The 21,205-nt window shown below is 63.1% G+C and carries 18 protein-coding genes and 2 pseudogenes; 10 read left to right on the top strand and 10 right to left on the bottom strand.

From position 1 onward, the window contains the following. Positions 1-150 precede the first annotated feature (150 nt). Positions 151-567, top strand: coding sequence for a BLUF domain-containing protein (locus ACFQNJ_RS17735; protein WP_382259955.1), 417 nt, complete (start codon positions 151-153; stop codon positions 565-567). A 46-nt stretch (positions 568-613) separates the two neighbouring features. On the opposite strand, the pseudogene ACFQNJ_RS17730 reads toward ACFQNJ_RS17735, so the two are convergent. Continuing rightward, positions 614-1,967: pseudogene (locus tag ACFQNJ_RS17730) on the bottom strand (type II toxin-antitoxin system HipA family toxin). Positions 1,968-1,970: 3 nt separating this feature from the next. Further along, complete coding sequence (locus ACFQNJ_RS17725; protein ID WP_382259953.1) at positions 1,971-2,237, bottom strand: helix-turn-helix domain-containing protein; 267 nt, start codon at positions 2,235-2,237, stop codon at positions 1,971-1,973. A 151-nt stretch (positions 2,238-2,388) separates the two neighbouring features. Between ACFQNJ_RS17725 and ACFQNJ_RS17720 the strand changes: the two are divergent. Beyond that, positions 2,389-3,105 (top strand): annotated as a pseudogene (locus tag ACFQNJ_RS17720) (NAD(P)-dependent oxidoreductase); the annotation flags it as partial. Between the two features lie 34 nt (positions 3,106-3,139). On the opposite strand, the gene vapC reads toward ACFQNJ_RS17720, so the two are convergent. After that, the gene (vapC, locus tag ACFQNJ_RS17715; protein WP_382259951.1) at positions 3,140-3,550 is read right to left on the bottom strand and encodes a type II toxin-antitoxin system tRNA(fMet)-specific endonuclease VapC; all 411 of its coding nucleotides are present in this window, start codon (positions 3,548-3,550) and stop codon (positions 3,140-3,142) included. Continuing rightward, positions 3,550-3,783 (bottom strand): type II toxin-antitoxin system VapB family antitoxin, encoded by a 234-nt coding sequence (gene vapB / locus ACFQNJ_RS17710; RefSeq protein ID WP_382259949.1) that lies wholly within the window; start codon positions 3,781-3,783, stop codon positions 3,550-3,552. Before vapB ends, vapC begins: the two co-directional genes overlap by 1 nt. Before the next feature lie 648 nt (positions 3,784-4,431). Between vapB and ACFQNJ_RS17705 the strand changes: the two genes are divergently transcribed. After that, on the top strand, positions 4,432-6,057 hold the full coding sequence (locus tag ACFQNJ_RS17705) for an ABC-F family ATP-binding cassette domain-containing protein (RefSeq protein WP_382259947.1): 1,626 nt from the start codon (positions 4,432-4,434) through the stop codon (positions 6,055-6,057). Between the two features lie 353 nt (positions 6,058-6,410). On the opposite strand, the gene ACFQNJ_RS17700 is transcribed toward ACFQNJ_RS17705, so the two are convergent. The 4 genes from ACFQNJ_RS17700 to ACFQNJ_RS17685 form a co-directional block, all read right to left on the bottom strand. Further along, positions 6,411-7,058 (bottom strand): SagB/ThcOx family dehydrogenase, encoded by a 648-nt coding sequence (locus ACFQNJ_RS17700; protein WP_382259945.1) that lies wholly within the window; start codon positions 7,056-7,058, stop codon positions 6,411-6,413. Positions 7,059-7,522: 464 nt separating this feature from the next. Continuing rightward, positions 7,523-8,665 carry a CaiB/BaiF CoA transferase family protein gene (locus ACFQNJ_RS17695; protein ID WP_382259943.1) on the bottom strand — a complete coding sequence of 381 codons (1,143 nt, stop codon included), beginning with the start codon at positions 8,663-8,665 and terminating at the stop codon, positions 7,523-7,525. Positions 8,666-8,667: 2 nt separating this feature from the next. Then, positions 8,668-9,843 carry a mandelate racemase/muconate lactonizing enzyme family protein gene (locus ACFQNJ_RS17690; protein ID WP_382259941.1) on the bottom strand — a complete coding sequence of 392 codons (1,176 nt, stop codon included), beginning with the start codon at positions 9,841-9,843 and terminating at the stop codon, positions 8,668-8,670. Positions 9,844-9,914: 71 nt separating this feature from the next. Beyond that, entirely contained in the window at positions 9,915-11,378 is a 1,464-nt protein-coding gene (locus tag ACFQNJ_RS17685) for a benzaldehyde dehydrogenase (RefSeq protein WP_382259939.1), read from the bottom strand. A 221-nt stretch (positions 11,379-11,599) separates the two neighbouring features. On the opposite strand from ACFQNJ_RS17685, the gene ACFQNJ_RS17680 reads away from it, so the two are divergent. Continuing rightward, positions 11,600-12,757, top strand: a complete 1,158-nt coding sequence (locus ACFQNJ_RS17680) for an acyl-CoA dehydrogenase family protein (RefSeq protein WP_382259937.1) — start codon at positions 11,600-11,602, stop codon at positions 12,755-12,757. Positions 12,758-12,859: 102 nt separating this feature from the next. Here the strand turns inward: ACFQNJ_RS17680 and ACFQNJ_RS17675 are convergent, their stop codons facing one another. Together ACFQNJ_RS17675 and ACFQNJ_RS17670 are read right to left on the bottom strand one after the other, a co-directional pair. Continuing rightward, complete coding sequence (locus tag ACFQNJ_RS17675; protein WP_382259935.1) at positions 12,860-13,537, bottom strand: TetR/AcrR family transcriptional regulator; 678 nt, start codon at positions 13,535-13,537, stop codon at positions 12,860-12,862. A 7-nt stretch (positions 13,538-13,544) separates the two neighbouring features. Then, positions 13,545-14,771: a CaiB/BaiF CoA transferase family protein gene (locus ACFQNJ_RS17670; protein ID WP_382259933.1), complete on the bottom strand. Its 1,227-nt coding sequence runs from the start codon at positions 14,769-14,771 to the stop codon at positions 13,545-13,547. Between the two features lie 314 nt (positions 14,772-15,085). Between ACFQNJ_RS17670 and ACFQNJ_RS17665 the strand changes: the two genes are divergently transcribed. From ACFQNJ_RS17665 to ACFQNJ_RS17640, 6 genes are all read left to right on the top strand, one after another. Beyond that, positions 15,086-16,117, top strand: a complete 1,032-nt coding sequence (locus ACFQNJ_RS17665; protein ID WP_382259931.1) for a TRAP transporter substrate-binding protein — start codon at positions 15,086-15,088, stop codon at positions 16,115-16,117. A gap of 64 nt (positions 16,118-16,181) precedes the next feature. Beyond that, on the top strand, positions 16,182-16,703 hold the full coding sequence (locus tag ACFQNJ_RS17660; protein WP_382259929.1) for a TRAP transporter small permease: 522 nt from the start codon (positions 16,182-16,184) through the stop codon (positions 16,701-16,703). Position 16,704: 1 nt separating this feature from the next. Further along, on the top strand, positions 16,705-18,021 hold the full coding sequence (locus ACFQNJ_RS17655; RefSeq protein WP_382259927.1) for a TRAP transporter large permease: 1,317 nt from the start codon (positions 16,705-16,707) through the stop codon (positions 18,019-18,021). Positions 18,022-18,085: 64 nt separating this feature from the next. After that, a complete protein-coding gene (locus ACFQNJ_RS17650) occupies positions 18,086-18,835 on the top strand; it encodes an electron transfer flavoprotein subunit beta/FixA family protein (protein ID WP_382259925.1) in 750 nt (249 codons plus the stop codon). 37 nt (positions 18,836-18,872) lie between these two features. Beyond that, the gene (locus ACFQNJ_RS17645) at positions 18,873-19,814 is read left to right on the top strand and encodes an electron transfer flavoprotein subunit alpha/FixB family protein (RefSeq protein WP_382259923.1); all 942 of its coding nucleotides are present in this window, start codon (positions 18,873-18,875) and stop codon (positions 19,812-19,814) included. Between the two features lie 76 nt (positions 19,815-19,890). Next, on the top strand, positions 19,891-21,205 hold a 1,315-nt coding region (locus ACFQNJ_RS17640; RefSeq protein WP_382259922.1), incomplete at its 3' end, for an FAD-dependent monooxygenase.

Genomic DNA, 21,205 nt, shown 5'->3' with positions numbered 1-21,205 from the left:
CCGCCAGCAGCCTATTCCTGATTCACGTGATACTGGTGCGGCTGGTGGGAAGTAGATCACCAGCAGAGACCCATGACTTCTGGTGAGACGAAGGTGGAAAGCATTGATATGCGCTAGGCTTTGCCATAAACGCCATCCATGGAGATACACATGCTGATTCGCCTGACCTATGCAAGCCGTGCCCGGAACCTGGGGCCGATGGATGTCAAGGACATTCTCGAAAGCTCCAAGCGCAACAACCAGGCTCTGGGCGTCACCGGGGCACTCTGCCTGTCCAACGGTATTTTTCTGCAGTGCCTGGAGGGAGACAGGGCTGTCGTCAATGCGCTCTACCACCGTATCCTCCTCGATCCACGTCATCAGGATCCTGCCATTCTTGATTTTGACGAGGTGACTCATCGCCAGTTCAGCGCTTGGTCGATGGGGCTGGTCAGTGCTGTTGCGGACAACCAATCGTTGTTCCTCAAGTACGCCTCAGGCCCTGAGTTCGACCCCTACCAGATGCGACCGGTCGCGCTTCGCGCATTCTTTAACGAGTTGATCCAGAACACTCGCTGGATTGGATAGGTACGCCACCTCTGAGTCGGCCCAGAATCCGTTTTTGAAGTCAGACTTACCTCACCGGCTGATGCGCAAGGCGCTGGGCTTGCCGGCGAACACCCTCGAAGATCGTCTCGGCCACGTCTTGCGGAAAGCCCCCTGGCATCTGCGACGTCACCGAGGCGATGGCTGGTTCCAACCGGTCGAGCAGTTCGGTCAGGATGTCCTCTGCGTTCGCACCCCAGCCGCAGCGTGCGGCGGTGGCGTTGAAGTGTCGCCGCAGGATGGTGGCCAGTTCATGGTGCCGGTTCTTGCCGCTGACGGCCATGGCCAGTTTGGCGTTGCGCCAAGCCAGTTGGGTTTTGCCTTTGCCAATGATGGGCCAGGCAGAGAGCACGTCGTACAGGGGCGTCAGTGCATACGCACCACCGGCCTGCAACCGGATGCTGAAGTTCTTGGCGTGGCCGTCCGTGGCTGCCAGCTGCCAGAAGACGATCTGGCTGGCCAGGAGTGTGCGCAGATCGGCGCGCGCGTTCTGTGAGCCGCTGAGCACCTGGGCGATCTGCTCAACCCCGGGGCCACCGTCGGCCTCTTACTTTCTGGTGGGGCTCACGCCCAAGGCCTGTCAGAAGTCCTCCTGCGGCAGGCGAAGAATCCACTGGCCCGAGGGGTGGAGTTTGCGGTCGAAGCGTTCTACCACCAGCACCGGGGGGTGGTCGGCGAAGGTCACGATGTCGGCCTTGGCGACGTTGAACCCCAGCGCTTCCATGAACTTCAAGCACAGCCACTCGTTGCAGACCGACGTGCGCATGTCTGCCTGCATGTTGCCCACCAGTCCGATGGGCAGCTTGATGATGTGGGTGGTGGGTGGTGGGTGTGGCGCCCAGTGGCCTCATCCATTGGCCAGCGTGACGCAGCAGGGCGGTCTTCTCCTGCGCACCCGCGATCGAGATCCGGAAGTCCCGGTCTTTGCCATGACTGGCGAAGGAGCCTGTCGTGACCGTGGCGCGCAGCAGGGCAGCCACCGCTTCATCATCCAGGGCTTCACCTTCGATGCGGTCGAAGCCGGTGGGCGCCTCATCGGCAGGCAACAACTGGACAGCACCCACGCAGTCACGACCGATGGCGGCCAGCAGATCAAAGGTGTCTTCTGAACCCGCCGAATAGCGCTGTGCCAGGCGCCGGCGGATGGCTCCGCCGTCCGGCAGCAGGTTGTCAAAGAAGTACTCGACGCGGTCACCGCGCAGCGGCGCGTTGCCCACCAGTGGCAGGGGCAGGGACAGGGACAGCGGCCGGGCAGCGCTGGATGCCAGCCAGCCGTCTTCGTAGCGCAGCTCCATGGGGCGGCGAGTCGCAGGCGTCCAGTGGCCCACCAACTCCCCGTTGGTCCAGATGGCCAGTGGCTGGCTGCTAGAGCGGCGCCCCATGGCTTACCACTCGCCCGTCTGGGGGGCATTGACCGGTGGTGTCTTGTCGCGCGGTTGCACGCTCAGCTGCAGTCCCAGTTGGGCGCACATGGCTAGGAGCTGGTCAACACTCAAGGTGCCCGGCTCCCGCTCCAGTTCGGACACTCGCCGCTGGCTCAGACCCAGGCGCTCAGCGAGCTGCGCCTGCGTGAGCTTCTGGCTTTTGCGCGCGCCCTGCAGAACAACGCCCAGTTGCGAGGCCGTGACGAGAGCTTGAGTTCGAGCAGACATTGATTACCGCCTATTCCAGTAAAAATACTTGACCGGAAATTATGCTAAACCGCAAACAGCGGAGTACCCGCTTAAAGCGGACGCCCCGCTACGAAAGCAGACAGAGGGTCCGACTTCTCCAGAAACATCGACTTGGCGAGTGACTAAAGCCTGTGCGGCACGCGGCATTCTGGTCAGCAACATCCGTGGCTATGCGACGTGCACCGTGCCTGAGCACACCTTCGCATTGATCTTTGCCTTGCGGCGAAGTGTGTGCGCCTACCGCGATGCGGTGCGCGCCGGACGCTGGCAGGACGCCCGGCAGTTCTGCTTCTTCGATCATCCGATCCGCGATCTGGCGGGATCCACCCTCGGTGTGATCGGCGACGGTGAGCTGGGGCAGTCGGTCGCGGCCATGGGTCGTGCCCTGGGCATGCGCGTGAAGTTCGCCGGCCACAAGGGCAGAACCGGGCAGGGCAGCTTGTACACCCCATTTGATCAGCTGCTGGCCGAGGCCGATATCCTCACGCTGCACTGTCCGCTCAACGACCAAACCCGCCACATGATCTCTGCGGCAGAGTTCGGTCGGATGACACGCAAGCCGCTGCTGATCAACACGGCGCGCGGCGGCCTGGTGGATGAATCTGCCGTCGGTCCGGCGTTGGAGGCAGGGCAGATCTCAGGTGCTGCATTCGACGTGACATCGGTGGAACCACCGCCACACGATCACCCATTCATGAGCCTTCTGGACCGACCCGACTTCATCCTGACCCCTCACGTGGCATGGGCCAGTGCGGAGGCTATTCAGGCGTTGGCTGATCAGTTGATTGGCAACATTGAGGCCTTTGTGGCGGGGACTCCGAGGAATCCGGTGAAGCCCAAGACCTGATAGGTCGGAGGGCAGCTACCAGTCGCAAAGGGTGTCAATGCTCGCTTTGCACCCAGTTCTCTATCTCAAGTGCAGGAACCCGCTCGAACTCTGCGGTGTTGTTGGTGACCAGCACCAAACCTTCGCTTCGCGCGTGGGCAGCGATGTGCAGATCATTCAAACCAATGGGGCGCCCCAGTTTCTCCAGGTGGGCGCGGATGGCACCATAGTGCTGTGCCGCTTTTGAACCATAGGGAAGTACGTCAAGACGGCTGCAGAAATCCTCAATGGCCATCAGGTTCTCAGTGACTCGGGAGCTCTTTTCTGCGCCGTGCATCAGCTCAGCCAGCGTGATGGAAGAAATGGCCATCCGACTGGCGTTCGCATTGAAAACCGAGAGCACCTCGATCGGACGCCTCTTGAGGACGTAGATGACGATGTTGGTGTCCAGCAGGTAGCGCAGCATCAAAGAGCTTCCCGCTCGGCTTGTTGCTGGCTGGCGCGCTCCGGCAGGAAGTCGTCCGTCACCGTCGGACCATTCAGGAAGAAGCTGTCCCAAGTCTGGCCGACAGGCGAAATGATGCGCTCGTTGCCCTTGGCCCGGATCTCCACTCTTTTGACGCCTTCGGGCAGACGGACGTCCAGAGGTAGGCGAACTGCCTGAGTGCGGTTGTTGATGAAGACCGTGCCGATGGCCATAAGACCCCCTTGAAGCCGTTGTATATGGCAATGGTATACGGCTTGCTTGGTGACTGTCAAGCCAAGTACTTTCCGGTGCGCCAGACATCAGTGGATGACCGCTCCTTGCTGAAGGAGGCGAGGCAGACCGATGGTCATCCCATGCAAGAAGGGCATGACTGGACAGACCCAGCTGATCTGCGTAAAGTGGACACCAAGTGATGACGATAGGCCCCCTGCTGTCCAGTCGTCCAACTTCATGTTTTGGCTGTCTTCCCTCTAAAGACGCCTCACCACGCCACACGGTACAACGCAAAACCATCTGACATACCAGATGGTTTTGAAGGCTCCGAAGCCAAGGGTCGTGGGTTCGATCCCCGCCAGCCGCGCCAACATCGACGACTTACTTGGGTTCTCATGACCCATGCCACAGTCAGACTTCCTCCATCGACGCCACAAGTCTGGTTGCCACGGTCCGTCCGTGGCCCACAGCTTTCGGTCGCCCGCCATGGCGTCTGTGTCGTTGGCTTGCGCCGCCAATACAATTTCCCGGTAAACAAGACCATCGCGAGGTACCCGTCCCATGCGCCACTGATGCCGCCGTCGAACTGACGGCAAATCTCCACTGCCCCCAAGCGCGGGGGAGCTCTTTGCATCTTTGGACTCTGTATGGCGACCACCCATTACCTTGCATTGGAGGACGTGTCCTGCGTCCTCCCGGACGGCACCCCGCTGTTCGTTCACCTCACCGAAACCTTTGATGACCAGCGCCGCACCGGTCTGGTCGGCCGCAACGGCAGTGGCAAGACCATGCTGGCGCGTGTGCTTGCCGGACTGTTGCCACCGTCCAGCGGGCGCTGCGTACGTGCTGCGACAGTGCACTACCTGGCCCAGCAGGTCGGCGTACCCGCGCCAGGGTCTACCGTGGCCGATCTGGCTGGCGTGCAGGCCGCGATGGCTGCCCTGCGACGTATTGAAGCAGGCAGTACCGATGCGGCAGACTTCGACACCGTGGGAGAACGCTGGCACATCCGCCTGCAACTCCAGCAAGCACTCGAACAACACGGTCTGGGTCACCTGCAGGCCGACACCCCGGCCGCTCGCCTCAGCGGTGGTGAGACCATGCGCGTGGCGCTGATCGGTGCGCTGCTTGCCGAGGCCGACTTCCTGATCCTGGATGAACCCAGTAACCACCTTGATCAACCCAGTCGCACCGCGCTGATCGATCAGCTTGCAAGCTGGCCACGAGGGTTGCTGGTCATCAGCCACGACCGGCAGTTGCTCGACACCATGGATCGCATCGTCGAGTTGTCGCCGCTGGGCCTGCGCAGCTATGGCGGCCACTACACGTTCTATGCGCAGGCCAAAGCGCACGAACAGGAGAGTGCGGTGGCCGAACTCGAGCGAGCCAGGCTTGACCGCCGGCGCGAGGAGCAGGCAATGCGCGCGCAGCGCGAGAGAAAGGAAAAGCGCCAGGCACGCGGCGCGCGCGCAGGCCAACAGGCCAACCAGGCGAAGATCCTCCTCGATCGACAGAAGGAGCGCAGCGACCATTCCACAGGCAAGCTGCTTCGCCAGCAGGCGGCCGCGCAACAGGCCTTGGTGCAACGCGTGCGCGAAGCGGCGGAACAAGTGGTCGACGAGGCTGCCATCCACCTGCACGTGCCGCACAGTGCCGGCGTCGCCCAGCGGCTGGTGGCCGAGCTGGACGATGTCGAACTGCCCTTCGTCCCTCAGTCGCTGCGCCGCATCACGCTGCGGATAAGGGGTCGCCAGCGGATCGGCCTGACGGGCCCCAATGGCAGCGGCAAGTCCACCCTGCTCAAAGTACTGGCCGGGACGATCAGACCGATGGCAGGGCGATGTCAGGTCATCGCTGGTACGGTATACCTTGACCAGAGTCTGGGCCAATTGGACCCGGAACGCCCGGTGCTGGAGCAACTGCAGCAAGCCCGGCGAAGTTTGGACGAAGGCGCACTGCGGATGCGCCTGGCACAACTCGGCCTGGACGCACAGAAGGTGGTGCGGCCCAGCCAGCTGCTCAGCGGCGGCGAGCGACTGAAGGCCGCCCTGGCCTGCGCGCTCTACGCTGACCCGCCACCGCCCCTGCTGTTGCTCGACGAACCCAGCAATCACCTGGATCTGCCATCGCTGCGGGCGCTGGAAGCGCTGCTGGCGAGCTACCAGGGTGCCATGCTGGTGGCGTCACACGATCCGGTGTTTCTCGGGGCATTGGGGTTGACGGATCGTTTGGAGGCGACGTGGGAGGGGTGGCGGTTGTATGCGGTGGACTGATTAGCCTCGACAATGCGACAGCGCCAATTCTCGACGGCCTTCAGGAGCCTCGCATGTCAAAGCCGTACAAGAGTACCGACCCGCTCACGCAGAAGCACGCTCCCAGCGACGCAGGTCGTGCGGAAAAGGGCGCAGCTCGCCTTGCGCGCGACACACGTGGGTGGGTCGCCGCCAACAAGCGCCCGGGAAAGGAGTTCGAAGCCCGACGCAACCTTCCATCCGGCCCGCTGGGCGGCTCAGGCCGCAAAACGAATATCTCGCGATCCTCCTAGGCCGCCGCGAGACCGCCATCGGCCTGAACCGGCCAGCCGACCAGCCGTCTCGTCGAGTCGAAAGCCGGCTTTTGGCGGACATCAGCTCTTCGCGTAGCCCACCGTCTGCGTCAGCAGAATCTGCTGATCATTCGTCAACCCCATCGCTTTCGTCAGCGCATTGCGGTCAAACCAGGCCCGCACCACTGTCCCCAGCCTGTGCGAGGTGCAAAACAGGTACACGTTCTGTGCCATGGCACCTGCAGCCACCGAGGCGTAGGCCTCGCGTTGCCCGGCAGGCACCATCTTCATCCGACCATGGTCAGCCACGTAGACCAAGTCCAGCGGCGCGCTGTCGACAAAGTCCTGGTAGCCGGTCACACGGCGCACGTCGTCGCCTTTGATGAGCTGCAGCACGTGGCGTTGCGGTTCGTAGCGGTACAGGCCTTGCGGTAGCGCCACGTACAGGTCCACCTCCTGCGCGTTCATCGCCGATGGCGCGGTGCGGCCGCCGTGCTCGGTACGGTTGATGCCGGCGGCAGCCCACAGCAGGTCAGACAGGGTTTGCAAGGCCAGCGCGTCAGGGAGGAAGTCGCGTTGGGACTGGCGCTCTTGTAAGGCCTGCATCAACGGAAGGCCACCCGTGGTCTGCGCTGGGGGGAGCGCCATTTCTTCAAGCACCGTGCCACTGGTGGGTTGGCCGTGCAATTGACCCAGCATTCCCAGAGCGAGTTTGGTCAAGGTGTTCATGTTCTCCTCCCTGTAAAAGTCAAGCACCCAAGCACACAGTGGTCAGGTCCTGCTCTTTCGTGCGATCCGCTCCCAGTCGCGCAAGGTCTGGAGTATGCGGTTGCGTGAGTCGGGGTGACTGCCACGGAAGGACTGCATCAGGCGCGCCTTGATTGCCTCACCGGGTGGCGATGACCTGCCCCCATTTGCCGTATCAACGGACCGGAGAACTCCCAGGTTGAAGGTTAATCGAAGTTTTGTTTCTGGTTACTGACATTAGCACCGCCCAGGCGCTGGCGGTGCTGTTGGGCGAGTCGCGCCAGCGGGATGCGTCCCAGACTGCAGTGAGGCCTATCCGTCAACTGAGGAGGCGCCAATGACTGAAGTGACGAGGGCGTTGCCATCTCAAGCAAGCCTTCACCTGTTGTGAACCGCGCGGCGATCGCGGGTTCACTTGAGCACCTGACAGCACGTTCCTGGTGCTGTCAGGATGACGCGGCGAGCTTAGGGCTGTCGCAGCCGAGTTCCTTGAGGATTGAGGCGGTGTCACTTCCGACCTCACCCACTGAATGACATGACGTCACCGGTGTCCGGCTGAACTTCGGTGCCGGGGCGGGCTGAGTGATGCCATCCATGGTGACAAAGGTACCCCGAGCGATGTTGTGAGGATGGCGTGGTGCCTCATCGAGGTCCAGCACGGGCGCAAAGCACACGTCGGTCCCTTCCAGCAGATCGCACCACTGCTGTCGTGTCTTCGTGGCAAAGACCTCGGCGAGCTTGGCTTTGAGGGCTGGCCATTGGCTGGCATCCCACTGGGCATCGAAGGCAGGATCCGTGAGGGCGCATTTTTCGCGCAGCAGCGCGTAGAACTGTGGCTCCATCGGCCCGATGGAGATGAGCTTTCCGTCCGCACACGGGTAGGTGTTGTAGAAGTGGGCCCCGCCGTCGCCGTTGTTTACACCCGCTTCGCTGTTCCAAAGGCCGACGGAATGCCATCCTTGCACCAGGGCTGTCAGCAGGGCGGCACCGTCGGTGATCGCGGCATCGACCACCTGGCCTTCGCCGGTCGCTTTTGCGTGCGACAGCGCGGCAAGCACGCCAAAGGCCAGCAGCATGCCGCCGCCGCCAAAGTCACCGATCAGGCCCGGCGCCACGGTGGGTGCCTCGCCGGCTCGGCGGTTGGAATGCAACGCGCCAGAGATCGCCACGTAGTTGATGTCATGTCCCGCCGCTTGCGACAGCGGCCCGGTCTGGCCCCAGCCTGTCACCCGGCCATACACAAGCGATGGACGGCGCTGCAGGCAGATGTCTGGCCCGAGACCCAGGGACTCCATGACGCCAGGTCTGAATCCTTCGATGAGGATGTCGGCACGTTCAATGAGTGCCAAGGCCGTCTGTTGACCCTCAGGACTCTTGAGGTCCAGTGCAATGGATTCTCGACCTCGGGAAAGTACGTCGCTCTTTCGGGCGGTGAGGGCAGCCATACCCGACGCCTTGCCGGGCTTCACCGGGCGATCAATGCGGATCACCCGGGCGCCCTGGTCTGCGAGCATCATCGCGGCAAAGGGCGCCGGACCGAGTCCGGCAAACTCGACGACGGTCAGGTGAGACAGCGGTCCGGCGCGCATCCTCACAGCTCCACAACGAAGCCGTTCTTGCCGGCGGTCTTGTTGCTCACGAGGAAGGCCTCGTTGAGATCGATGCCAAAACCGGGGCCTTCATTGGGATAGCACAGGCCGGCCTCGAACTTCGGAATGTTCAGGGCGATATCGGTCCCCGGAGCGATGTTCTTGCTTTCCATGGTGCCGTGGATCATCAAGGGGCCGATGGATTCGTTGAGACCCTGGGTGGCCCATTCGTTGGCGGTCCACAGATGGGCCGATGGGCTGTGCTCCAGGCCCGAGCCGATCATGCAACCACAGTGCACAGGCAAACCGGCCAGACGGGCCATGGTCAGCCAACGCTGCGACTTGACCAGGCCACCGGCCTTCTGCAGCTTGAGGAACAGACCGTCGGCCGCACGGCGATCGATGATCTCCTTGAGGTTGTAGAGCTCCTGGGCCGATTCGTCCGCATAGATGGGGGTCTTGACGGCAGCGCGCAGGCGGGCCATGCCCTCGATGTCCCAGTGCGCCAGGGGCTGCTCGATCAGGTCCAGACCCGCCGAGTCGATCTTGCGGATGATGTGCAAGGCCTTCTCGTAGCTCCAGAAGCCGTTGGCATCGATGGTCAGGTAAGCGTCGGGGCCGACGGTCTCACGCACAGCGTGCACCATGTCGATGTCGTCCTGGATCGTGCCGTAGCCGATTTTCATCTTGAACAGGGCAAAGCCGATGTCCTTGGCCCGCTTGGCCTCGGCGGCCACGTCGTCGGGTTTGCCCGCCGACAGCACCCAGCCCTGTCGTGCGGCTTCCATGGTTCTGCCACCCAGCAGTTCATAGACCGGCACGCCCAGCAGCTTGCCCTTGAGATCGTGCAGGGCGAAATCGACGGTGGCTTTGGCCTGGTTATTGTCACGCACCAGCAGGTCCATCTTGGCGACGATCTTCTCGATGCATCGGGGGTCTTCACCCAGCAGGATGCGCGGGGCGATGACCTGCTGGATCATGCCCATGATGGATTCCTGCAATTCACCGCGGTACCACGACGAGGTGTCTCCGGAATCGGAGAAACCCACCGTGCCGTCGTCACAGGTGATTTTCAGCACCACGCTGTCGATGGAGGTAATGCGGGTGTTGGGCATGATCACCGGCTTCTTCAGGGGAGTGGAAACCGGGGTGCATTCGACTTTGACAATCTTGGCCATGGCGTTGGATCAGGGTAAGGGGTGCGCGGGGGAAATGCGCAGGCCACTGGCCCGCGCAGCAAGTTGGAAGGTCAGAGGGGGTAGGCCGGGGCGGTGTTGCGGATGGTGGTCCACTGCCACTGGGTGAACTCGTCCCAGTTGGCCGGACCGCCGTGGCGAGAGCCGTTGCCAGAGGCACCGCGCCCACCCATGGGCATCGTGCCGTCGTCGTTGACGGTCTGGTCGTTGATGTGCAGCAGGCCCACGTTCAGCTGTTCGCCAAGGGCCATGCCCCGGCCGATGTCACGCGTGTGGATGCCGGCAGACAGTCCGTACTCACTGTCATTGGCCAGCGCCACGGCCTGGCTGTCGGAGTCAAAGGCGCTGATGGCGACCACCGGGCCGAAGATCTCCTCGCGGAACACAGGCATCTCGGGCGTGACGTCCGCCAGCACCGTGGCCGGGTAGAACTGACCGTTGGGCGTGCCACCAGCCAGGAGCCTGGCGCCCATGCGGACGGACTCCTGCACGATGCGGTCAACCCGCTGCACCTGGGCTGCGGTGATGATCGGACCCAGGGCCACCGGTTGGGTGTGGGGATCGCCCACGGGCAGCGCCTTGGCCTTTTCGGCCATGCGCGACGCATAGGTCTCGTACAGACTGCGATGAACCAGGTGACGGCCGGCGCTCATGCAGATCTGACCCTGGTGCAGCCAGGAGGCCCAGGAGCCACCGCAGATGGCCATTTCCAGGTCAGCGTCATCGAGGATGATGAGCGAGTTCTTGCCACCCAGTTCCAGGGCGACCTTCTTGAGGTGCTTGCCGGCGAGTTCGCCCACACGGCGGCCCACGGCGGTGGAACCTGTGAAGGAGATCATGGGGACGTTGGGATCGGTCACCAGCGCCTCACCCGCCTCGGCAGCGCCCGGCAGCATGTGCAGGACCCCCTTGGGCAGGCCGGCGGCCTCCAGCATCAGGGCCAACAGGACGCCGCCGCTGACCGGGGTGCGGGCGTCCGGCTTGAGGACCACCGCATTGCCCGTGGCCAGGGCCGGCAGCACCGCGCGGCTGGAGAGCAGGAACGGGAAGTTGAACGGTGAGATCACGCCGACCACACCGTGCGGCACGCGGCGGGCCAGGCTGGTGACGCCGTCGACGCTGGGCAGCACCAGACCACGCGACTGGGTCAACATCGCCGCAGCTTCGTGGCAGTGGTGGACCACCGAATCGATCTCGAACATGGCCTTGGGGATGATGCCGCCGGTCTCGCGAACGATCCAGGTGGCAAACGCCTGCCGGTTGGCTTCCAGCAGTTCGCCAGCCTTGCGAAAGATCTTGGCCCGTTCGCCATAGGGCATGGCCGCCCACGACTTCTGTGCCTGTCGTGCCAGCAGGGCACTGGCCTGCACATCCTGTGCATTGGCCAAAGCCACCTGGGCCAGCACCTGCCCGGTGGCGGGCTCGATCACGTCAATCTGTCCGCCGGACAGGGCTTTCCATTCGCCCGCCAGTGCTTTGGCGGACCAGTTGGTGCTGTTGAGCAAATCGGCTGTCATGTGTCATCTCCTGGTGTGTCGGTGGTCTCGTGCATGTTCTCGGTTTCGCTCGTGCGGTGCGGTTAGCACCGGCGCGGTCTTATTCGAGTCCGGGTCGACTGTAGAGGTGACCTCGCATTTTGTCAACCAACCGGTGGGTGACAAAATTGCATGAGGCCCACAGAATCGGGCCAACGCTTGCACACAGCAAGTCAGATCAACCTGATGACCGGAGAGACAACTTGACAACCACCTATCGCTCGCCCTGGATGACCGAGGAGCTGGACATGCTTCGCCAGACGGCACGGCGCTTTTTCGAGGAAGAGGTGGCGCCGCACGCCGAACGCTTCCGCCGACAGCACCACGTGGACCGCGAGGTCTGGGAAAAGGCCGGCGAACTGGGCCTGTTGTGCATGAGCATTCCCGAGGAGTACGGCGGCATGGGCGCCAGCTTTGCCCACGAAGTGGTCGTGATGGAAGAGCAGGCCCGTATCTGCGACACCACCTTCGGCTTCATTCCGGGTGCGCTCAACAGCCCGGGGTTCTTTCACGGGACCGCCACGCACGAGCAGCTGTTGCGCTGGATGCCCGACATCGCCCGTGGCAAGAAGATGATTGCGGTGGCGATCACCGAGCCCGATGCCGGTACCGACGTCAAGGCGTTGCGCACCACCGCGCGGCGCGACGGTGACGAGTACGTGCTCAACGGCAACAAGATCTTCTGCACCCTGGGCGATCAGGCCGACATGGTGCTGGTGGCGGCCCGCACGGGCGAAGCCGGTTCGGGCGCCAAGGGCCTGTCCCTGTTCATGGTGGAGAAGGACAAGTGCCCGGGTTTCAAGGTGGCCAAGATCATCGACAAGATCGGTCAGAACGCCCTGAACACCGCCGAGATCTTCCTGGAGGACGCTCGCGTGCCCGCCGAGAACCTCATTGGTGGCGTCGAAGGCAAGGGCTTCTTCCAGCTGATGGATGTGTTCACCCGTGAGCGCCTGTCCATCGGCATCGTGGGTATTGCCTGTGCCGAACGCGCGATCGAGCTGACGGTCGAGCACGCCAAGAACCGCAAGATGCTGGGACAGACCCTCTGGGACTTCCAGAACACCAAGTTCGTCCTGGCCGAGTGCCTGACCGAAGCGCGCATCGGCCGGGTGTTCATCGACAACATCGTCAATGACATGGTCGATGGCAAACCATTGCAGCCCAACGACGCGATGATGGCCAAGTGGTGGGGCTCGCACAAGCAGTGCGAAATCATTGATCGTTGCCTGCAGCTGTTCGGCGGCTATGGCTATTGCACGGAATACCCGATCGCGCAGCTGTACATGGATGCGCGTGTCGCGAAGATCTACGGTGGCTCCAACGAAACCCTCAAGGACGTGATCGCCCGGTCCATGTAAGGGCCTGTCTGGCGCGCTCCCATGCAAAAGGCCCGGACGTGATTCCGGGCCTTTTGCATTCCAGGCGTGCAGGCCAGCAGCCTGCCAAGGGAACGGGGCGTCTCAGGCCGCGCCAGTGCCGATGCCTTTGACCAGTGTCTCGACAAAATTGTCGGCCACATCCTGGATCGAGAATTTGCCCTTGCCCGAGTACCAGCGGGGTACCCAGTTGAGCGCCCCAAACAGCAGCGCCGACACCATGCCCGGGTGGCAGGGCCGGATCACACCGGAGGCAATGCCTTCGGTGATCAGGGCCCGCACCGTCTGGTCCAGCCGCCGCTGGAACTGGCGGATGTCGTCACCCGTCATGTTGTCCAGCGGGCCCGCGCCCACCAGCACCAGGCAGCGTCCGAAGTCGTTGTTCTGCGCCTCGGCCAGGCTTCTGACAAACAGCCGCAACCGTTCAAGCACCGGAATCGTCCGGTCTTCCATGCTCTTCATGACCGTGTCAAGGTTGCCAAAGGACTTGACCAGGCACTGGTAAAGAATGCTCTCCTTGTTGTTCACGTAGTGGTAGAGCGTGGCCTTGTGCATGCCCAGCCGGTCAGCGATCATGTCCAGGGACGTGGCCTCATACCCGTTCTGGGCAAAGAGCTGTGCCGCCGTGCGCAGGATGGCCGTTAGCTTGTCTTCGTGCTTGGCGCCCGGCACGGCCTTGCGGCGGGTGGCGGCGGGTTTGACCGTCGCCTGCTTTCGCGAGGCTGTCTTGGTCGGCTTGTCGGTGGTGATCGCGTCAGGCATGGTGCAATTATTGTGCTGAAACGACACCAGCGTCGACGAGGCTCTGGATCCGGGTCGCGTCGAGTCCCGCTTCGGCCAGGATCGCGCGGCTGTGTTCGCCCAGCAGCGGTGCGCGGTGCCTGACCTCGCCGGGGGTGTCCGACAGCTTCACGGGAATGCCAGGCACGCTGACCGGGGTGGCAGATCCGGGGTGCTCCACCTGCGGCAGCATCTGCCGGACGGTGAAGTGCGGGTCGGCGAAGATCTCGGCGGCGTTGTAGATGGGACTGAAGGGTACCTTGCCGCCGAACAGTTCTTTGAGATCCGCCTTGGTCTTGGTGGTGGTGAATCGCTCAATGGCTTCCCGCAGCGCAAGATGGTTTTCCCAGCGAAGCCCTTCATTGGCGAAACGCGGATCCTCCAGCAGTTCCGGTTGCCCGATGAGCTGACACAGGAGCTTGAACTGCGTGTCGTGGGGCGCGGCAATCGCGATCACGCCGTCTTTGGCGTAGATGGTGCCGAAGGGAGCCAGGCCCGGAATACCGTTGCCCACCGGTTCAGGTGAAACGCCGCGGTAGCTGTAGGTGCTGACCACCAGTTCCGACAGGGCAAGGATGCTGTCGGTCATGGCCACGTCCACATATTGCCCAGCGCCAGTGGTGCGAGCATTCCAGATGGCCGCCATGGTGCCAAAGGCGGCAAACAGGCCCGAGACCGTATCGCCAGCGCCGCCGCCCACCTTGACAGGATGCTCTTTGTCCTCGCCGGTGACCCCCATCCAGCCCCCCATCGCCTGGGCCACAATGTCGAACGCTGGCCAGTCCATGTAAGGGCTGGCGCCGCCCGATCGGTCGCCAAAGCCCCGGACCGAGGTGTACACCAGGCGCGGATTGATCTTGCGCAGGCTCTCATAGCCCAGGCCAAGCTTGTCGAGTACACCCGCCCGGTAGTTTTCCACCAGTGCGTCTGCCCTTGCCACCAGCGTCTTCAGGAGCTCCTGGCCCTCGGTCGACTTGAGGTTGATGGCAATCGAGCGCTTGTTGCGGTTGCAGGACTGGAACAGGCCGCCAAAGTGGCGCTGTTGATCGTCCGGGCGGAACGGCCCCATGCGACGGAAAAAGTCCCCTTCCAGAGGTTCGACCTTGATGACATCGGCACCGTGGTCGGCCAGGATCTGCGAACAGAAGGGGCCGGCAAGCGCATGGGTCAGGTCGAGAACGCGCAGGCCGCGCAGGGCGCCAGCAGTGGGGGTCATATAAGTCTCCAATCAACCAAATGGTTGGTTGATAATATCAAACAACAGTTCCCGGAGGGCGGGACTGTCCTGTGCCACGGCAGACGACCGCGATCCGAGCGACCAACGGCGTCATGATCATGCGGATTTTGCTTGAAGGCCAACAGGTCGTGCGGTCAGCAGGGCAAAAAACTAGCGTAAACCCTAATTGTCCGGAGAATCCTCTCCTTGGACACTACTTTCGTCAACCAACCAGTTGGTTGAATATTTCGGATGTCTGCGGTCCTGACTGGGGCTGGCGAGTCCTGAGCCCTACCTTTAGATGGAGACACGCTGTGATCAAACTCAAAAAACTGCTCATCGGTGCTGGTGTGCTGGCATCCATGGCGCTTCAGGGCGCCGCCGCCAGCGAGATGACCTTGCGTCTGCACCAGTTCCTTCCCCAGACCTCGAGCGTCCCCGCCATGGCGATTGCGCCCTGGATCGAAAAGGTTGAAAAGGAAAGCGGTGGCAGGATCAAGGTTCAGCACTTCCCGCTGATGCAGGCTGGCGGTACGCCGCCGCAACTTTTTGACCAGGCGCGGGACGGCGTGGTGGACATCATCTGGACGGCTCTGGGTTACACACCGGGTCGATTCCCGCGCTCCGAAGTGTTCGAACTGCCCTTCATGGCCAACAAGGACGCCGAGAAGTCATCGCTGGCGTTCCATGAGTTCGTGACCACCCATGCGATGGAGGAATTCAAGGACGTCAAGCTGCTGGCGGTGCATGTCAATGGCCCGGGTGTGTTGCACACCAAGACCCCGGTCAAGACCCTGGATGATCTCAAGGGTATGCGGGTGCGTGGTGCTTCACGAATCGTGAACATCACCCTGGAGCAACTGGGCGCGGTTCCGGTGGGCATGCCGGCGCCTGCCGTGAGCGAGGCACTGTCCAAGGGGGTGATCAATGCCACGTCGCTCCAATGGGAAGTCGTCCCGGCCTTGCGCATTCAGCAGATGGTCAAGAACCACACCGTGACGGCGGGCGAGCGAGGTCTCTACACGGGTACCTTTGCTTTCGTGATGAACAAGGGTACCTACGACAAGCTGCCTGCCGACCTCAAGAAGGTGATCGACAACAACAGCGGACCCAAGGTCGCAGCGCTGTTTGGCAAAGCCATGGACGAAGGCGACAAGAAGGGCATCGAAGCAGTCCGCAAGGAAGGCAACACGATCATTACCTTGGACGCCGCTGAAACTGCCCAGTGGCAGCGGGCCACATCGCGTGTGCGTGCCATGTGGTACCAGGAAGTGGCAAAGCGCGGTATCGACGGCGACAAGCTGGCCGCCGAAGCCGACAAGCTGATTGCCAAGCACAGCAAGTAAATCCGAACGAACGGGAAATGCGCATGACCCACAAGGTCCTGCGCATTTTTTCTGGAGAACCGAAGTGATTCGATGGATTTTCATCTCAGCCAAGTGGAGCGCTTTGCTGGGAGGTGTCGTGCTGTGCGCCATCACCGTCATGAGTGTCATGAGCATTGCCGGACGCGCCATGGTGCCGATCGGTCTTGGGCCGGTGCCGGGCGACTTCGAACTCGTGGAAGTGGGCATCGCCGTGGCGGTCTTCGCTTTCCTGCCCTGGTGTCATGTGCAAGGCGGACATGCCACCGTCGACCTCCTGGCCGGGGTCATGGGGCCGAGCCTGAAAAAGTCGATTGAGGCGGTCTGCGACATCCTCATGGCGCTGCTTTGGCTGACCCTGACTTGGAAAATGTGGGATGGCATGGTTGAGAAGATGGAACAGATGGAGACCTCCTTCATCCTCCAGATACCGGTGTGGTGGGCGTTCGCCATCTGTCTTGCAGGAGCGTTCATCGGTTGTCTGACCTACCTGGCCAAGGCCGCCATCGCACTGGGTCTGGCCAACTGGCCAGAGGGATTCGGCATGTCTGTGAGCGGGGGGCACTGAGATGGGACCTCTTGAACTGGCGGCTTGGTCCTTTCCCGCTCTGCTGGCACTGATCTTCGTGAGGGTCCCCATAGGGCTTGCGATGGCTTTGTGCGGGCTTGTCGGTGCCTTCTTCATCTACGGCAACGCCGCGCCCATCCTCAACCAACTCAAGCAGGTGACTTACAGCACCTTCTCGAACTACAACCTCTCGGTGGTTCCCCTGTTCCTCCTCATGGGTCAGTTTGCTGCCTTGGGCGGACTCTCCAGGGCGCTGTTCAAGGTCGCCGAGGCGTGGATCGGTCACCGCAAAGGCGGTGTGGCCATGGCAGCCGTCGGCGCATGCGCGGGGTTCGGCGCCATCTGCGGCTCATCGCTGGCCACCGCCGCCACGATGGCTCAAGTTGCGCTGCCGGAGCTGAAGCGAGCCGGCTACTCGGGTGCACTTTCGACCGCCAGCCTGGCTGCAGGTGGCACGCTGGGCATTCTCATTCCGCCCTCGGTGGTGCTGGTGATCTATGCGATCCTGGCCGAGCAGAACATTGCCAAGCTGTTCCTGGCGGCCTTCATCCCCGGCATCCTGGCCGCGGGGGGCTACATCGTGGTGATTGCGATCTATGTCCGGCTCAAGCCCGAGAGCGCGGGCAGCATGGCGCCGATGCCCATGAAGGAGCGCTGGCGAGCCACCTGGCAGGTCTGGCCGGTGCTGCTGATCTTTCTCGCGGTGGTCGGTGGTATCTACACCGGACTCTTCACGCCCACGGAAGGTGCGGCCGTCGGTGCGTTCGGCACGGGGCTGGCCGCCTGGTTGTCCGGCGGGCTCAATACCCGTACGTTGAAAGAATCCATCTACGGGACCGCTGTCGCCACGGGCATGATCTTCATGATTGTGCTCGGGGCCGGGCTCTACAACACCTTCCTGGCGCTGTCCCAATTGCCACAGGAAATGGCGCAGTGGGTCATCGGCTTGGGGATGAGCCCCTGGCTGGTTCTGGCCAGTGTGCTGGTGGCCTATCTGCTGCTGGGATGCGTCATGGACTCGCTGTCGATGATCCTGCTGACCATACCCATCTTCTTTCCCATGATCATGGGGCTGGACTTTGGCCTGAGCCCTGAAGAGACCGCCATCTGGTTTGGCATCCTCGTGCTGATCGTCGTGGAGGTGGGGCTGATCACGCCCCCTGTGGGGATGAACCTCTTTGTCATCAACAACATGGCCAAGGACACGCCGATTCTGGAGACCTATCGGGGCGTGACGCCGTTCGTGATCAGTGACCTCCTCAGAACGTTGTTGCTGGCGGCCTTTCCCGCCATCACGCTGGTGGCACTGCGAATCTGAACGAATCTGAACCGGGCTGGGTGAGCAGGCGGTACCGAGCAGCCAATACATCGAACTGAAAAACATGAAAATCATCGTCCCCGTCAAGCGCGTGGTGGACTACAACGTCAAGGTGCGTGTCAAGAGTGACGGCACGGGCGTGGACATTGCCAACGTCAAGATGAGCATGAACCCGTTCGACGAGATTGCCGTCGAAGAGGCGGTTCGCCTCAAGGAGAAGGGCGCTGCCACCGAGGTGATCGCCGTCTCCTGCGGCGTGTCCCAGTGCCAGGAGACCCTGCGCACGGCCATGGCCATTGGTGCGGATCGCGCCATCCTGGTCGAGACCGATGTCGAGCTGCAGCCCCTGGCCGTGGCCAAGCTGCTCAAGGCGCTGGTGGACAAGGAGCAGCCGGGCCTGGTGATCCTGGGCAAGCAGGCGATCGATGATGACGCCAACCAGACCGGCCAGATGCTGGCCGCGCTGGCCGATCTGCCGCAGGCCACCTTTGCCTCCAAAGTGGAAGTCGCCGGTGACAAGGCCAAAGTGACCCGCGAAGTCGACGGGGGGCTGGAAACGCTGGAAGTGAGCCTGCCGGCGGTGGTGACCACTGACCTGCGCCTGAATGAGCCGCGCTACGTGACGCTGCCCAACATCATGAAGGCCAAGAAGAAGCCGCTGGAGACCGTCAAGCCCGAGGACCTGGGCGTGGACGTGGCCCCGCGCCTGAAGACCCTGAAGGTGGCCGAGCCGGCCAAGCGGGGCGCGGGTGTGAAGGTGCCCGATGTCGCCACCCTGGTCGACAAGCTCAAGAACGAAGCCAAGGTGATCTGACCGCCGCGCCCCCTACACTGATCAAGGAATTCACGTCATGACCGCACTCGCGAACATTCTTGTTGTGGCCGAACACGACAACGCTTCCATCAAGGGCGCCACGCTCAACACCGTCACTGCCGCCGCTGCCTGCGGTGGTGAAGTGCACGTGCTGGTGGCCGGCCACAACGCCGGCGCTGCCGCGGCCGCCGCCGCCCAGATCGCTGGCGTGGCCAAGGTGATCCACGCCGACGCCGAGGGCTTTGCCCATGGCCTTGCCGAGAACGTGGCCGCCCAGGTGCTGGCCATCGCTTCGGGCTACAGCCACATCCTCTTCCCCGCCACCGCCAGCGGCAAGAACGTCGCCCCGCGTGTGGCTGCCAAGCTCGATGTGGCGCAGATCAGCGACATCACCAAGGTGATCAGTGCCGACACTTTCGAGCGCCCGATCTACGCCGGCAACGCCATTGCCACTGTGCAGAGCCAGGATGCCACCAAGGTGATCACGGTGCGCACCACCGGCTTTGACGCCGCAGGGCAGGGCGGCTCGGCCGCCGTGGAAACCGTGGCTGCGGCCAGCGGCAACGGCAAGAGCGCCTACGTGGGCAGCGAAATCGCCAAGAGCGACCGGCCCGAACTGACGGCGGCCAAGATCATCGTCTCCGGTGGCCGCGCGCTGGGCAGCAGCGAGAAGTTCAACGAAGTGATGACGCCGCTGGCCGACAAGCTGGGTGCGGCCATCGGTGCCAGCCGCGCCGCGGTGGACGCCGGTTACGCGCCCAACGACCTGCAGGTCGGCCAGACCGGCAAGATCGTGGCGCCGCAGCTGTACATCGCCGCCGGCATCTCCGGCGCCATCCAGCACCTGGCGGGCATGAAGGACTCCAAGGTGATCGTGGCGATCAACAAGGACCCCGAGGCCCCGATCTTCTCCGTGGCCGACTACGGCCTGGAAGCCGACCTGTTCTCGGCCGTGCCGGAACTGGTGGGCGCGATCTAAGCGACATCACGATTGGTCAGTGGCCGGAATCCGTATCGGACGCCGGTCATCAATTCACGTATCAGGAGCTCACGTCATGCACCAACCCACGACGCAGCCGCGTCCGTCGATCTATTACCCGTATGAGGTGTTCCAGCCCTGGCTACCCTCGCAGCACGGGGCGCAGCCACGCCAGAAGGTGGTCATCGTCGGCAGCGGGCCGGCGGGCATGGTCACGGCGCTGGAACTGGCGCGCCACGGCGTGGCCAGCGTGGTGCTCAGCGCCGAGTTGCAGTTCTCGCAGGGCAGCCGGGCCATCGTGTTCACCCGCCGCTCCATGGAGATCCTGCAGCAGGTGGGCGTGGCCGAACGCATGACCGAGGGTGGCCTGCCCTGGCGCTTTGGCAACTCGTACTACCGGGGTCAGCGCGTCTTTCGCATGGAAGCGCCGCACGACGCCGATGACCGGTTCTTCCCCATGCTCAACGTGCAGCAGCAGTACATGGAGGAATATCTGCACGATGCCTGCGTGGCCAGCCCGTTGATCGAGATGCGCTGGGGCAACAAGGTTGTGGGCGTGACCCAGCGCGAGGGCTACGCCGAGGTGCTGATCGACACGCCAGAGGGTGAGTACACGCTGGAGAGCGACTGGGTGGTGGATGCCTCCGGTGGCCGCTCGGCCATCCGCACGGCCATGAACCTGCAGATGGAAGGCGCCTCTTACGAAGGTTTCTTCGTCATCGCCGACATCCGCATCGACCTGCCGCTGCCGACCGAGCGCCTGGCTTTCTTCGACCCGGAGTGGAACCCGGGCAACACCATCCTGATGCACCGCGAGCCGCACGGCATCTGGCGCGTGGACTACCAGCTGCCCGAGGGCGAGACGCCGGAGGAGGCCCTGCGTCCGGAGTCGCTCAAGGCCCGCATCGACGCGCAGCTGGCGATGATCGGCCATGCCGGCACGCCCTGGGAGATGGACTGGAGCTCGGTCTATTCGGCCCGCACCCTCACGCTGCCCGATTTCGTGCACGGCAGCGTGATCTTCACCGGCGACGCCGCCCACCTGCTGCCCATCTTCGGCGTGCGCGGGGCCAACACCGCCTTCCAGGACGCGCAGTCGCTGGGTTGGCACCTGGCGTATGTGGTCAAGGGCCTGGCGGGCCCCCGCCTGCTGGCCAGCCACAGCGCCGAGCGGGTGGGTGCGGCGCGCGAGATCATTGCCGAGTCGGGCAAGAGCGTGCGCTTCATGACGCCGCCCACCCGGGGCTTCCGCCTGCTGCGCGACGCGGTGCTGTCGCTGTCGCTGCAGCACGAATTCGTGCGCCCGCTCTACCACTGGCGCACCTCGCGTCCGCACGAGTACACCCATTCGATGCTCAACAGCCGGGGCGACGACAACGCGCTGTTCACCG

This window comes from Hydrogenophaga bisanensis (genome assembly GCF_042665135.1).
GTDB lineage: Bacteria > Pseudomonadota > Gammaproteobacteria > Burkholderiales > Burkholderiaceae_C > Hydrogenophaga > Hydrogenophaga bisanensis.
Note: the sequence above shows the minus strand (reverse complement) of the source record. Positions and strands in the feature narration are given on the sequence as shown.